This is a genomic window from Kribbella kalugense, assembly GCF_004365875.1.
Taxonomy (GTDB): domain Bacteria; phylum Actinomycetota; class Actinomycetes; order Propionibacteriales; family Kribbellaceae; genus Kribbella; species Kribbella kalugense.
The window spans coordinates 698,268-711,288 of record NZ_SODF01000001.1 but is presented as its reverse complement, the minus strand read 5'-3'; the positions used below and the strand labels follow the sequence as shown (position 1 = coordinate 711,288).

Here is a 13,021-nt window from a genome sequence, read left to right as displayed (position 1 = left end):
CTTGTCACGGAGTTACAGTTGCCCCGATGAAGTTCCCCAAGTGGAACGCGTGGGAGTTCTCCGCATGACCATCGGAACCTTTGACCGCGCTCGGCTGGAGACTGCCCTGATCAAAGGGCTGCCTGATCTGGTCGCCGAGGTGCGGGACCGGCTGGCCGAGCACTGGCCGGACTACGCTGCCTTCCTCGACACCGACCGGGACGCCGTCGTCAAGCCTGCCGAGCTGTTCGTGCACCGGCTGCTGGACATGTCGATCGCCAACCTGAAAAGCCCCGAGCAGACCATGTTCGAGAGCGCCGACGAGACCGTACGGCGGGTCTTCGAGGAGATCGGCCGTCTCCAACTGCGGGAGGGCAACGACCTCACCCGGCTGCTCACCGCGTTCCAGCTCGGAGCACGAGTCGCCTGGCGGCATGTTGCCGCGACCGCGCTGCGCCTGGACTTCGCGCCCGACAACCTCGCCGCCTTGGCCGACTCGGTATTTGTGTTCGTCAACCAACTGTCTTTCTCCGCAGCAAACGGCTATCTGCAAGAGCAGATCGACGACGCAATGGCGCGCGAACGCCGCCGCGAGGACCTCGCCAACCTGCTGCTGTCCGGCCGGGCCGGCACCGAGGCGATCCGGACCGCCGCTCAGCAGGCCGCGTGGCGCATCCCAGCAACGGCCGCAGTCGTCATCTACGGCGACAGCGACCAGGAACCGTCCGGGACACTCGTCGCGCGGCTTGAGCCGGGCGCGCTGCCGATCCGCCGCAACGCGGTCGTGGTCGGTGCGATCGTTCCGGAACCGTCCGGTCCGGGTCGCCGCCTCCAGCTGAGCCGGGAGCTGGCCGGCATGGGTGCAGTGGTCGGCAACTCGGTGGCGTTGGCCCAACTCCCGCGCAGCCTGGAGATCGCCCGGATCGCGGTCCGGCTGCGGAACACCGGCGTACTCACCGATGATCCCGTGTTTGCCGACGAGCATCTCGACGCGCTGATCGTCTGGCGGGACGAGGCGCTGGTCGCGGCGTTGCGCGAGGAGATGCTCGCGCCGCTCGCCGGCGAGACCGAGGCCGCCCGCGAACGGCTCGCGGAAACGCTGGCCAGCTGGCTACGGCACTTCGGTGACCGGCAGGCGATCGCCCACGAGCTGAGCATCCACCCACAGACCGTCCGCTACCGGATGGCGCGGCTCAGAGCCCTGTACGGCGACCGCCTGGACGACCCCGAGTCACGCGCTCGCCTCTTCCTCGCCCTCGAGTGGGCGGGTCCCTGAGCGCAGCCGTGCCAGCGACTGGTTCAGCTGGGTCGCCAGCGCCGGACCGTCGACGAGCTGCGGATCGGTTGCCAACCCGATGCCCAGAACGCCTGTCCAGCTGAGCGCCCCGACGGCGAGTGGAGTCCCCGGCACCAAAGGCAGGATCGGGTACACGCGGTGGTGCGGTACGCCGGCGAAGTACATCTGGTTCGTCGGACCGGGCATGTTCGACACCACGGCATGCAGGAATCGGTCCCCGTAGACGGTTGGCGCGAACCACCGCACGAACGGCTCCGGCACGATCCGCAGCCCGGGCGTCATCACGAACCGGGACGCCAACGCCCGGGTCGGCCGGCGCAACCGACGCTTCGTCCGGGCCGACACCTCGGCGAGCAGCTCGTCGAACGGACGACCGTCGATCGGCACCTCGACCATGATCGCCGCGGTCGCATTGCCCTCGGCCGCGCTGTCCGGCGTCCGCACCATCGTGGTGATCGAGAACCGCAGCTGTCCGCCGACCGACCGGGCGAGCTCGGGCGCCACGGCGTACAGGCTGTCGGCGAGCAAGGCGATCAACAGGTCCGTGACCCGGACGCCGTGCGCCACCGCGGCCCGTCGTACGACGTCAAGCTCGACGTCGGCGACGCCGAAGTCGCGGCGCAGCGAGGCCGACGGCAACCTTGTGGCGGTGCCGTCGGTCGCGAGCTGGGCAAGTCCGACGGTCACGGCCGCGGCCCGCGCCAGCCGTCCGGGAGCCTTGCCCGACGGCATGGTGAGCATCGGCGCGGGCTCGAACATGCTGAACGTCTGCAGCACCGTTCCGATGCCGTCGGCAATCGAATGGTGGACCAGCACGACGAGTGCGTCGGCACCATCCGGGCCGATGTCGCGCACCATCGCGATCCGCCACATCGGCCGGTCTCGCGGCATCGGCTGCTCGGCCAGGTCGCCGACGAACCGAGTCAGCCCGGCCCAGCCGTTGGTCGACTGGTGCTCGATCACATGCCAGTCGAGGTCCACGTGCTCGGCCTCGATCCAGCGCGGCCGACGCCAGCGGGACGCCTGCGCGAGGCGCTGATGCATCCGCGGCAGCTGGGCGAATCCCTTGGCAACGAGCGCCCGTACCTCGTCGATCGACGGCCGCTGGTCGGAGGGTTCGAGCACCACGACTCCGCCGACGTGCTGAGCGGCGCCTGTACGCTCGATGTGCAGGAAGAACGCGTCAGCCGACGGTACGACGATGCCCTTCACCGTGGCATCACCTGCTCGCCGAAGCGTGCCGACAGCCGTCGATAGAGCCCGGGAGCGAGTGCGCGTACGACGGGTGCGATACGGAGCCAGCCGGGGATCCACGTCTCCGCGCGATCGTTGGTGATGCCATCGACCAGGGCCTGCGCGACGTCGGATGCGGGCAGCGGGCGCGGACGCTTGCGGTCGTACGGTCGGCCGCGGGCGGTGAAGAAGCCGGTGTCCACGACGCCTGGGATGGTCATGCTCACGAATACACCACTACCACGAACCTCCAGTCGAAGGCTCTCCGCGAAGACATCCAGCGCGGCTTTCGTGGCGGCGTACACGGCCTCACCGGCAACCGCCGTACGCCCCGCAATCGACCCGACGAGCGCGATGTGCCCGCTGCCCCGCTCAACCATGCCCGGCAGCAAACAACGAACCAACTGCAAGGGCGCCACCAGATCCACCGCAACCAACCGATCGATCTCGTCATCCCGCATCTCCACGAACGGCCCCGACCACCCAAGCCCAGCATTCGCGACCAGAACATCGACGCGACCGTGCACGGCGACGGCCGCCGCCGCGACCTCAGCGGCCCCTCCGGGCGTCGAGAGATCGCCCAGCACCGCCGCTCCCCCAACCCGCGCAGCGACAGCCGCGGTCCGTCCCGAGTCCCGCCCATGCACCACCACCCGAGCACCCGCCGCCGCAAGCCGCTCGGCAACAGCCGCCCCGATCCCCGCCGACCCACCGGTGACAAGCACGACCTTCCCATCCAGTCGCATCGCACCTCCGGTTGCTTGGCCTTGTCCTACCAGCATTACCCCATCACCAGATGCCGACAGCAACTAGTCGGTCAGGTGCGCGCGGATCCGGGTGCTGTTGAGTGCTGCGAGCAGCAGGAGGGCCGCTGCAGACGCGAGGCTGATCCGCAGGCCGGTGAGGAAGGTGCCGGGGTTGGCGATGAGAGCGCCGAAGACGGCGATGGCGACCGCTCCGCCGATCTGACGGAACGTGTTGAAGACGGCGCTGGCGGTCCCGGCGCGCTCGGCGGGGACTCCTTCGAGGACGACGCTGGTGACAGAGGGCATGGCGAGGGAGCCGCCGGCGCCGATCGGGATGACGCACAGAGCGGTGATGACCGGTGATCCGAGTGGTGCTGTGAGGAGCAGGGCGATGAGGCCGGCGGTCATCGACAGGAGTCCGGCGACGACGGGCACGCGGGCGCCGAATCGGTTGGTGACGGGTCCGCTGGCGAGGTTGCCCGCGATGGCGAAGAAGGCCGATGGCAGGAACACCAGGCCGGCGTGGAGTGGGGTCAGTCCGAGGTGTTGCTGCAGGAAGAGGCTGACGACGAACACGTTGCCGTAGTTGCCGACCATGAACGCGAATCCGACCGGGAGAGCGAGCCGGAAGCCGTGGGCGTGGAACAGGTCGAGCGGCATCATCGGGTGCCGGACGCGAGCCTGAATCAGCAGGAAGCCTGCGAGGGTGACCGCAGCGAGTCCGAGGGAAGCGATCACGGTGGGCTGGGTGAAGCCGCGGTGACCGCCTTCGATGAGGCCGTAGACGAGGCCGGCCAGGGCGATGACGGCGAGGATCTGCCCGGCCCAGTCGAAAGGCGCCCGCCGGGTCGGTGGGGCCGCCACGACGGTGAGGAAGGCGATCATGGCCGCGCAGACGGGCAGGTTGATGGTGAAGACCCAGCGCCAGTCCAGTGTGGTGAGCAGTCCGCCGAGCGGCTGGCCGATGAGCCCGGCAACGGCACCGCCGACGGCCCAGATGCCGAGCGCGGTGGCGCGGCGACGGGGATCGGGGAAGGCTTCGCGGACCAGGGCCATGGATGCGGGCAGCATGATGGCCGCGGCTGCGCCTTGGGCGGCGCGGGCAGCGACCAATGCTTCGATCGTGGGCGCGGCGGCACAGGCGGCAGAGGCGAGTCCGAAGCCGAGAATGCCGGCCGACAGCGCCGTCTTGGCTCCGATGCGGTCGGCGAGATTGCCGGCGAACAGCAGCAGCGCCGCGAACAGCAGGGTGTAGCCGTCAATGATCCATTGCTGTCCGGTCGTACCACCGCCGAGCTCGGTCCTGATCTGGGCGAGCGCGACGTTGACGATCGAGATGTCGAGCGTGATCAGGAAGAACCCCAGCGACGCGATCGCAACGACGATCCGGGCGTGCGGCGCATCAGGAGCCGCGGCGGCGACCAGCGGTGTCATCGATCCAGGGCTGGCCATCGTGGTTCTCCTGCGGGGATCTGGAGGCTGACAGGCGCGCCATGACCAGCAGTGTCCCAAGGCCGAGCGTAACCATGACGATGCCGACAACGATTCCTGGTCCCGCGCGAGCGCGGAAGGACCTGCTGAGACGTGGTCTGACAGGTCCTGTTGCAGCTGACACGTGTCTCCTGACGTCGAACAGTGCAGGCACCACACCGCTACGGAGGAGACAAGCATCCATGTCGGCTACTCGCCCGAGCTGATCGACCTGATCGAGGCGTCCGCCGCGATCACCATCGCAGGCGGCCGCTACCCCGACTTCCTCGAAGCCCAGACCAACCTGTGAACCTAGAGTAGATGCCATGGATCCGCGCTCCGAGATCAGCAGCTTCCTCACCTCACGGCGCGCCAACCTGACTCCCGAACAGGCCGGCGTACCGCTCTACAGCGGCAAACGCCGCGTCCCCGGCCTGCGCCGCGAAGAAGTCGCCCAACTCGCCGGCGTCAGCACCGACTACTACGCCAGGCTCGAACGCGGCAAGATGGCCGGCGCCTCCCGCGAAGTCATCGAAGCCATCGCCCGCGTCCTGCAACTCGACGACGACGAACGAGACCACCTCCTCAACCTCGTCGAACTCACCCGACACCGCCCGGCCCGCACCCGAAAGCCCCGCCGTACGACGATCCGGCCCGGCATCCAGCGCGTCCTCGACTCGATCGACACACCGGCCTTCGTCCAGAACGCCCGCCTCGACCGGCTCGCGTCCAACCGCATCGGACGCGCCCTGTACTCACTGCCCGACAACGGCTCGCAAGACCACTACAACTACGCCCACTACCTGTTCCTCAACGCCCAGGCCGCCGACTTCCACCGCGACTTCGCGACCGCCAAACACAACGTCGTCGCACTCCTCCACGCTGCCACCGCACACGACCCCCACGACAAAGAACTCATCAACATCGTCGGGACCCTGTCCACCCAGAGCGACGAGTTCCGGATCTTGTGGGCAAACCACGACGTGTTCCGGTACCGGTCCGGCGCCAAGCTCCTGACCCACTCGATCGTGGGCGACCTCGAATTCGGCTACGAGTCCTTCGAACTGTCCACCGACCCAGGACTGGTCATGCTCGTCTACACCGTCGAACCAGGATCACCGACCGCCGAAGCCATGAGCATCCTCGGCAGCTGGACAGCACCCGCCTCGCTAGGCGCGAACGGCGAGGGTGGCCAGGAGGGCTGAGACGATTCCGCCGTACAGGACGAGGAAGGCGATGAACGGGAGCACACGGCTGGTGTGCGTCGGTGTGCGGGCAGTCTGGTCGAAGTAGGTCATGTCGCGGCCCCAGCCGAACGGCGACAGGGGTGTCCCGCCGGCGGCCGATCCGTGTAGTGCGTGACCGCCGTACGTCGGCATCGACCCGTCGGGCAAAGCAGGCGGCGGCTGACGTACGTCCGTCAGCACAACCTTCTCCTCAAAAGGCACAGCGTTCCTCCCCAGGAACCACCTGCCGTTCGCTCCTCAGCATCCCCAGCCGGCCAGGTGTCAGACCCCACTGTGCACTACCTATACGAGACCCTGCAGCCACGAATTCCGGCTGTTCACAGACCGTCAATCTGTAGGCACGTGACGTATATGCGCTGGTGCATCGGGGCTGGCATTGTCGTGTCGTTCCTTTCCGCCCTGAACTAAGTCTCGAAGGAGCAATCGATGCAAGATTCCGCCCCACCTCGTCGACCCCGGCGCTTGCGCCGGCTGCTCGGCGTCTTCCTCGGAACCAGCGCGCTGATGGTCACCTCGGCCGCCTTCGCGTTCGCCGAGCCGCCGCCCAACCTGCCGCAGAACGCCGACGGGTACGAGCAGTCGTTCTCACCGGCCTACGACTACGACACCGACGGCTGCTACGCCACCCCGGCCATCGGCGCCGACGGCACGCTCAACCCCGGCCTGAACCCGACCGGCGCCCTGAACGGCAACTGCCGGGACCAGTCCGACCTCGACAACTCCCAGACCTACTCCCGGGAGAAGTGCAACAACGGCTGGTGCGCGGTCGTCTACGCCAGCTACTTCGAGAAGGACCAGGCGTTGCCCGGCAGCAGCCTCGGCGGCCACCGGCACGACTGGGAGCACGTCATCTCCTGGATCAACCAGGCGTCCAACCAGGTCGAGTACGTCACCACGACCCAGCACTCGAGCCAGGTCACCTACACCCGCTCGCAGGTCCTGTTCGAGGGATCGCACCCGAAGGTCGTCTACCACAAGGACGGCGCGAGCACGCACTACTTCCGGCTGGCCAACACCAACGACGAGCCGCCGGAGAACCACTACCACAACTGGCGCTACCCGCCGCTGGTCGGCTGGGACGGCTACCCGAGCACGTCCCTGCGCGACACCCTGATGAACGCCGACTTCGGTTCGGCCACCATCAAGATCACCGACAAGGACGACCGCTTCCGCAACCTGCTGAACGCGTCCAAGCCGTCCGGGATCCCGTTCGACCCCTGGGCCTAACTACAAGGCGGGCGCGCTCAGTCCTGAGCGTGCCCGCCGTCCGGTGTCGTCAACGAGTCGGCGATCAGGTCGATCATCGCCGCGTGCCGCGTGGCCGCGGTGTCGGCCTGACCCAGCGCGACGGTATCGAGAAAGACCCGGCTGACCACGAGCTCCGCGGCACTCTGCACCCGGTCCGGATCGGCGACCACATCCTCGGCCCCACCCAGTACGTCGGCCACGGTCTCAGTCGCCTCCGCGAACAGCTCCGCCGCCCGCTCAGCGATCTCCGGGCGGCCCTGCGCCTCCCGGAACACGATGATCCGGGCCGCACGATCGTGCTCGAGTTCCTCGGCCATCGTGGCCACGATCGCCTTCAACCGCCGTCGTACCGTCCGGCCTCGAGCGGCCGACCGCAGTACCTCGCTCGGCGCCGGACGCTCCTGCACGATCGCGAGCAGCAAGTCGAGCTTGGTCGCGAAGTGGTAGAACACCAGCCCGGACGGTACGCCGGCCTCGTGCGCGATCCGGGCCGTCGAGGTGGCGTCGTACCCGTGCTCGGCGAACAGCCGCTCGGCGGTCTCGATGATGACCTGCCGCTTGGTGTGCCGCGCGTGCGCGGGAGCAGTCATGCTGTGGCCTTCATAATGGGGCTGGTTCGGCCGCGGGCCAGGTCTCACCCTTCCGCTCGGCGGCGAGCTCGGCAGCCCGCCGCAGGGACTTGAAGACGTAGTCCGGGACTCGCAACCCGTGCCGTTCCGCGAACATCAGCTCGTACTCGGCCCGCCCGACCTGCCGCGCGTAGTCGCGCAGATCGGCCTCGCCACCCCTGCTGACCTCGAGCGCGTCCATCACGTCGCCGAACTCGGTCACCTGCCGCTTGTTGTACGCACCGACCACCTCGAACGTACGCTTCCGCAGCGAACGGGTCAGCCACCGCTGCCAACCGGACAGCTGCCCCCAGAGCTCCTGGGCGGCCATCTGGTAGTAGGCGAAGTGGCCTGGCTCCTGGCGCTTGATCGGTGCGACCACCGTTGCGGCGATGGCGCGCTCGCCGAGCTCGATCAGCCCGGTATGAAGCTTGTTGTAGGCAAGGACCGCGGACCGCTCGGTCGCCAGCCCGGTCAGGTAGTACAGCATCCGGCTGATGTCCTGCACGCCGGGAACCTTGCCGAGGGCACCGAGTAGCTTGAGCTTGAAGTCGACATCGGTCAGGTTCGCCTCGTGCGGCACGATGCCGGCCAGTTGCTGCATCTTGTCCAGGATCAACCCGTGCCGGGTCTCCTGCGGCATCCACACGTCGGCGTAGAACCGCCGGTCGACCTCGGGCGGATCCGGCAGCAGGATGTTCAGCTCGAGCACGTTCCGCTCGACCTCGAGCTCGACCCGGGTCATGTACGCCAGCACCGACCCGAACCGCTCGGCCAGCAGATTCGGCTTCTTCATCGTGTAGTCGACGCTCTCGAGCGGGATCGGCGGGTGCTCCTCGCCGAGCCGGTCGACATGGTCGGCCAGCCGGGAGTCTTCCCGCCGGCGGCCTCGCCGGAGCGGAGCGGTGATGTTGCTCAACGACCTCATCGACATGGCGGCACCTCACTCGTTCGACAGGGATGCCAACTCGATCCCCCGAGAGGTAAGCCTAACAAGGTAACTGACTGATCAGTCAGTCAGAGGCTGTGAGCCGGACAACACAACGGCGGGTGGCGGTCACCAGACCACCACCCGCCGAAGCGCAGTGTTACTTCGCCATCGTGTAGCTGATCGCGTCGTTCCGCAGTACGTCGCCGTCGACCTTGACGATCCGCAGCGTGTGCTGGGCGTTCTTCAGACCGGTCGCGTTGAACACCTGCTGGTTGGTCAGCCGCGCGTCGCCGTGCAGGTTGACCCGCTTCACCAGCTTGCCGTCGATGTAGACGTCGGCGTTGCCCTGGTCCGGAGCGAGCGCCGTACTCCACCCGACGCCGGTCCCGGTGAAGGTGAAGCTGACCGCCGCGCCGTTCGCCTGGGCCGCGTGGATGTCGTCGCGGTAGTCACCCCGGAACCGGAAGTCGAGCGCCACGCTGCCCACCGCCTGCGCCGCGAGGTACGCCGCCTTGACCGTCACCACGTTGCCAGCGACGGTGTAGTCGGTGCCCTTGACCAGATCCTGACCGGCCTTCGAGATGCCCGCCAGTTCGCCCGGCTCGCGGCCGATCTGCACGCTGACATCCGCCGGCGCACCCTTGTCGAAGGTCGCGCTGTCCGGGTTCAGCAGACTCTCCTGCCGGATGTTCAGCTTGTCGAGCAGCATGAACTGACCGGACTTCTTCACCGCGCGGATCGTGTGCGAGCCGTTCGGCAGGTCCGAAACGCTGTAGACGACCTGCTGTGGCTTGTTGTGTCCCTGCGACGGATCCAGGTACGTACTCACGGTCTGCTTGAACTGACCGTCGATGTAGATGTCGACGTCGCCCTGCCCCGGATCGGTCTCCGTCACGTAGTCGACGCCGGTCCCGACGAAGTTGTACGAGAACGAGTCGCCGTCGGTCTCCGTCCAGGCCACATCGTCCTTGTAGTCACCGAGACCGCGACCCGTGCTCTGGCTCCACGAGCCGGTGTAGACGATCTGCGAGTTGTCGTTGTTGATCTCCATCGTCCGCGAGCCCACATCCGCGGTCTTGGCCTGGCTGGAGTCGGTGACCGCGACGGTCAGCGGCTCGGACACCGCGGGTACTTCGAAGTTGTTGTTGCGCTGCCACGCGCCGTCGTACGACACCCGCAGGTCGTCGTCGTTGACGCGGATCGCGGAACCCTTCTGCGGTGTGACCTTCAGCAGCTGGACCCCGTGGATCGGGATGTCCTTCCCGGTGAAGCCGCTCGCGAACTGACCGAGATCCTTGCGCGCCCACAGGTCCCGCACCTTCGCGGCTCCGGTCAGACCGAGGTCGGACCAGTTGACCGTCATGTCGGCGTCGGTCTGGCCGAGGTTGAACAGGGCAACGGTGTAGCTGTTGTCCGGGTTGAGCGAGTACCAGACCTGGCGGTTGGTCTTCGTCGACACCGGCTGCGCCGGACGACCGGCCTGGTTGACCCCGATCACCTCAGGGTTGGTCAGCAGCGAGAGACCGTACGAGTCCAGCTTGGTCATGTCGTTGCCGATGTACATCGGCGCCGCCGAGACCGCCCACAGCGTTGCCGCCGTACGCCGTTCGTCCTTGGTGAGACCGTCCATCTGGCCGTTGCCGACGTCGAGCGAGTCGAGATCGTTCCAACCGCCCGGCCCGGCGTAGCGCCACCAGTCGGCCAGCTTGGGGAACAACCGGTTGATGTTCGGCCAGCTCGTGTACGCGACCCCGGTGCAGTAGCACTCGACGTCCCACTCGATCCGCCAGCCGTTCGCGTACTGCTTCCAGGTGTCGGCGTAGTTGATGTCGACCGCCCAGGACAGCTCGAGCCAGATCTTGTGCTTGGTGAGCGCCTGCGACCAGGCCTTCACGTCGTCGCGGGCGTCCAGCGAGAGGTCGCTGACTCCCGAGCCCGGCGTGACGCTGTCGAACTTCAGGAAGTCCAGGCCCCAGGAGCCGAACAGGTCCGCGATCGAGTCGATGTACTTCTGCGCACAGGGCTTGGAGAAGTCGAGGCGGAAGCCGATACCCCAGTAGTCCGCCTTCTGCAGCGGCCGGACGGGCAGGTCACCAGTCTTGCACTCCGGAGCGCCGTACACCGGCAGGTTCGCGTCGATCAGCGCTTGGCTGATGCCGGGGATCGAGTACAGGCCGACCTTCTGGCCGTTGGCGTGGATGTGGTCGACCACCGCCTGGAACCCGTTCGGGTACAGCTTCTTGCTCGGCGTCGGCCGGCCGTAGGCGTCGACCCCGTCGTTCCAGCCGGCATCGATGTTGATGTAGTTGTACCCGAACTTCTGCAGCTTGGAGTGCATCGCGTCGGACTGCGCGATCAATTGGGCCGCCGTGATCCAGCTGCCGCCGTTCGGGTTGTAGACCTGGTTGCTGTAGCTGCTCCAGCCCATGTACGGCTTCAGCGCCTTGTCCCCCGCCGGCCCGGACAGCAGGTCCGTGGCCGCGGCGGTCTGCACTTTGGGGGTCGCCGCTGCCTGCACGGTTGGTTTCTGGGGTGGCGGTACGGCGGAAGACGTTGGCGTCAGACCGGTCGCGAGCAGCCCGGCACCAGCCAAGCCCACAAGCACGGCACGGGACATCCTCTTCCGAACGGATCTGGTCATGGCGGTGACCTCTCTGAGAGAACCGAATCGGATAGGATATTGGAACTATTACTTAACCTTGTCAAGATTCAACCCGAAAACTGGTGGAATCAGGCCGCCGATTCGGTGCTCTCCTGCCAGTCCGCCGGGCCATCCGAGCCGGCTTCGTACTCCTCCAACGGGACCTCACCCGCACGCCAAGCGGTCAGGACAGGTTCGACGATTTCCCAGCAGCGTTCGGCCACATCGCCACGGACCGAGAGGAGCGGGTCGCGACGGAGGATGCCGCTCAGCACCTCGCCGTACGGCAGGACCGGGGACGACGGCAGCGTCGCGTCGAGGAAGACCTGGCCCATCGTGTACGGGCCGTCGACGCCGAGCGCGGGGACGGACAGGGACAGCTCGCCCGGGTTCAGACCGATGCGGAGCGTCTCGCCGTCGCGCGCGCCGTTCAGGCCGGACGGCAGGTGCCGCAGCGGCTTGAACTTGATCACGATCTCCTTGCGCGCGACCCCGAGCGCCTTGCCCGATCGCAGCGTGAACGGGACGCCGGCCCAGCGGTTCGTGTCCAGCTCGACGGTCACCTCGGCGAGCGTCTCGGTGGCCCGGTCCCGGTCCACACCGGCCTCATCGGCGTACGCCGGAACCACGCGATCGTCGGCGATCCCCGCGGTGTAGCGCGCCCGCCGGCCGGCCTCGATCGCGGAGCCTCGGTAGAGATGGGTACTGCGGAGTGCGCGGGCCATCTCGCTGCGGACCTCGACCGCGTCCATCGTCGCGGGGGCGTCCATCGCGAGGAGCGCGAGGACGAGCAGGAGGTGGCTCTGGATCATGTCCACGAGCGCGCCCGCGTTGTCGTAGTACTGCGCGCGTCCCTCGAGCCCGAGCGTCTCGTCGTACACGATCTCGACGCTCTCGATGTGCTCGGCGTTCCACACCGGCTCGAACAGGCGGTTGGCGAAACGGAGGCCGATCAGATTCAGGACCGCGGTCCGGCCGAGGAAGTGGTCGACGCGGTGCACGTTCTCCTCGGGGATGAACGAGCCGACGAGCTGGTTCAGCGCGGCCGCGGACGCGGCGTCGGTGCCGAACGGCTTCTCGAACGCCAGCTCGGTCCCTTCCGGCAGCTCGACCTCGCGGAGCTTTGCGACGATCGCGGTGGTCACGGCCGGCGGCAGCGAGAAGTACAGGACCGGGGCCGGACCGGCGAGCTCGAGCAGCGCACGCAAGTGATCGGTGTCCGTCGGGTCACCGGCGACGTACTCCGTCGTTGCGAGGGTCTCCGCCGCCACGGGACCGATCTCGCCACGGGTCGCGGCAGTGCCGTCTGATTCCCTCGCTACGCTCGCGAAAGCAGATCGGACCCGGTCCGTCCACTCGTCCGCCGCGAGCGGAGACCGCCCGGTGCCGATGATCCGCACGCTGGTCGCGCGCTGTCCGGCGAGGAGACTGCCCAGACCGGGCAGCAGCAACCGTGAGCTCAGATCGCCGCTGGCGCCGAAGATGACCAGGGTTCGTTGGCCGGTATGTTGACCTGCACCCGCCGAATGTTCCTCGACCGGCAGCAGGGCCGCATGCGTAGTGATGATGCCTCCCAAAACTGGTGGCTCATCCGTGGAGCCACACCCACAGAAGCAACCGC

General features: G+C 67.6%; 12 protein-coding genes. 4 read left to right on the top strand and 8 right to left on the bottom strand.

The window, feature by feature from the left end; genetic code table 11:
* Positions 1-64: 64 nt before the first annotated feature.
* Positions 65-1,255, top strand: coding sequence for a PucR family transcriptional regulator (locus EV650_RS03350; RefSeq protein WP_134115194.1), 1,191 nt, complete (start codon positions 65-67; stop codon positions 1,253-1,255).
* Here the strand turns inward: EV650_RS03350 and EV650_RS03345 are convergent.
* The 3 genes from EV650_RS03345 to EV650_RS03335 all read right to left on the bottom strand — a co-directional run bounded on the left by EV650_RS03345 (position 1,211) and on the right by EV650_RS03335 (position 4,707).
* The gene (locus tag EV650_RS03345) at positions 1,211-2,488 is read right to left on the bottom strand and encodes a wax ester/triacylglycerol synthase domain-containing protein (protein WP_166678002.1); all 1,278 of its coding nucleotides are present in this window, start codon (positions 2,486-2,488) and stop codon (positions 1,211-1,213) included. The genes EV650_RS03350 and EV650_RS03345 overlap by 45 nt on opposite strands.
* On the bottom strand, positions 2,485-3,255 hold the full coding sequence (locus EV650_RS03340) for an SDR family NAD(P)-dependent oxidoreductase (protein ID WP_134115190.1): 771 nt from the start codon (positions 3,253-3,255) through the stop codon (positions 2,485-2,487). The genes EV650_RS03345 and EV650_RS03340 overlap by 4 nt, the downstream gene beginning before the upstream one ends.
* A gap of 63 nt (positions 3,256-3,318) precedes the next feature.
* Positions 3,319-4,707 carry an MFS transporter gene (locus EV650_RS03335; RefSeq protein WP_238174004.1) on the bottom strand — a complete coding sequence of 463 codons (1,389 nt, stop codon included), beginning with the start codon at positions 4,705-4,707 and terminating at the stop codon, positions 3,319-3,321.
* 163 nt (positions 4,708-4,870) lie between these two features.
* On the opposite strand from EV650_RS03335, the gene EV650_RS40235 reads away from it, so the two are divergent.
* Both EV650_RS40235 and EV650_RS03330 read left to right on the top strand, forming a co-directional pair.
* On the top strand, positions 4,871-5,035 hold the full coding sequence (locus EV650_RS40235) for a hypothetical protein (protein ID WP_166678001.1): 165 nt from the start codon (positions 4,871-4,873) through the stop codon (positions 5,033-5,035).
* A gap of 16 nt (positions 5,036-5,051) precedes the next feature.
* Positions 5,052-5,930 carry a helix-turn-helix transcriptional regulator gene (locus tag EV650_RS03330; RefSeq protein ID WP_134115188.1) on the top strand — a complete coding sequence of 293 codons (879 nt, stop codon included), beginning with the start codon at positions 5,052-5,054 and terminating at the stop codon, positions 5,928-5,930.
* On the opposite strand, the gene EV650_RS03325 is transcribed toward EV650_RS03330, so the two are convergent.
* Entirely contained in the window at positions 5,895-6,173 is a 279-nt protein-coding gene (locus tag EV650_RS03325; protein ID WP_134115186.1) for a hypothetical protein, read from the bottom strand. The two genes, EV650_RS03330 and EV650_RS03325, sit on opposite strands and share 36 nt — an antisense overlap.
* A gap of 225 nt (positions 6,174-6,398) precedes the next feature.
* Here EV650_RS03325 and EV650_RS03320 point away from each other — a divergent pair, with 225 nt between their 5' ends.
* On the top strand, positions 6,399-7,199 hold the full coding sequence (locus EV650_RS03320) for an NPP1 family protein (protein ID WP_134115185.1): 801 nt from the start codon (positions 6,399-6,401) through the stop codon (positions 7,197-7,199).
* 17 nt (positions 7,200-7,216) lie between these two features.
* Here the strand turns inward: EV650_RS03320 and EV650_RS03315 are convergent, their stop codons facing one another.
* The 4 genes from EV650_RS03315 to EV650_RS03300 form a co-directional block, all read right to left on the bottom strand.
* A complete protein-coding gene (locus tag EV650_RS03315) occupies positions 7,217-7,810 on the bottom strand; it encodes a TetR/AcrR family transcriptional regulator (RefSeq protein ID WP_134115183.1) in 594 nt (197 codons plus the stop codon).
* Between the two features lie 10 nt (positions 7,811-7,820).
* Entirely contained in the window at positions 7,821-8,762 is a 942-nt protein-coding gene (locus EV650_RS03310) for a GTP-binding protein LepA (protein WP_238174003.1), read from the bottom strand.
* Between the two features lie 154 nt (positions 8,763-8,916).
* Positions 8,917-11,400 carry a X2-like carbohydrate binding domain-containing protein gene (locus tag EV650_RS03305; RefSeq protein WP_134115181.1) on the bottom strand — a complete coding sequence of 828 codons (2,484 nt, stop codon included), beginning with the start codon at positions 11,398-11,400 and terminating at the stop codon, positions 8,917-8,919.
* An 89-nt stretch (positions 11,401-11,489) separates the two neighbouring features.
* The gene (locus EV650_RS03300) at positions 11,490-12,977 is read right to left on the bottom strand and encodes a glucose-6-phosphate dehydrogenase (RefSeq protein WP_202874347.1); all 1,488 of its coding nucleotides are present in this window, start codon (positions 12,975-12,977) and stop codon (positions 11,490-11,492) included.
* Positions 12,978-13,021: the final 44 nt, after the last annotated feature.

Bases quoted from the DNA above. Each gene is read 5' to 3' on its own strand.
- EV650_RS03350 (WP_134115194.1), top strand. From the start codon at position 65: ATGACCATCGGAACCTTTGACCGCGCTCGGCTGGAGACTGCCCTGATC.
- EV650_RS03340 (WP_134115190.1), bottom strand. From the start codon at position 3,255: ATGCGACTGGATGGGAAGGTCGTGCTTGTCACCGGTGGGTCGGCGGGG.
- EV650_RS03335 (WP_238174004.1), bottom strand. From the start codon at position 4,707: ATGGCCAGCCCTGGATCGATGACACCGCTGGTCGCCGCCGCGGCTCCT.
- EV650_RS03330 (WP_134115188.1), top strand. From the start codon at position 5,052: ATGGATCCGCGCTCCGAGATCAGCAGCTTCCTCACCTCACGGCGCGCC.
- EV650_RS03320 (WP_134115185.1), top strand. From the start codon at position 6,399: ATGCAAGATTCCGCCCCACCTCGTCGACCCCGGCGCTTGCGCCGGCTG.
- EV650_RS03315 (WP_134115183.1), bottom strand. From the start codon at position 7,810: ATGACTGCTCCCGCGCACGCGCGGCACACCAAGCGGCAGGTCATCATC.
- EV650_RS03310 (WP_238174003.1), bottom strand. From the start codon at position 8,762: ATGTCGATGAGGTCGTTGAGCAACATCACCGCTCCGCTCCGGCGAGGC.
- EV650_RS03305 (WP_134115181.1), bottom strand. From the start codon at position 11,400: ATGACCAGATCCGTTCGGAAGAGGATGTCCCGTGCCGTGCTTGTGGGC.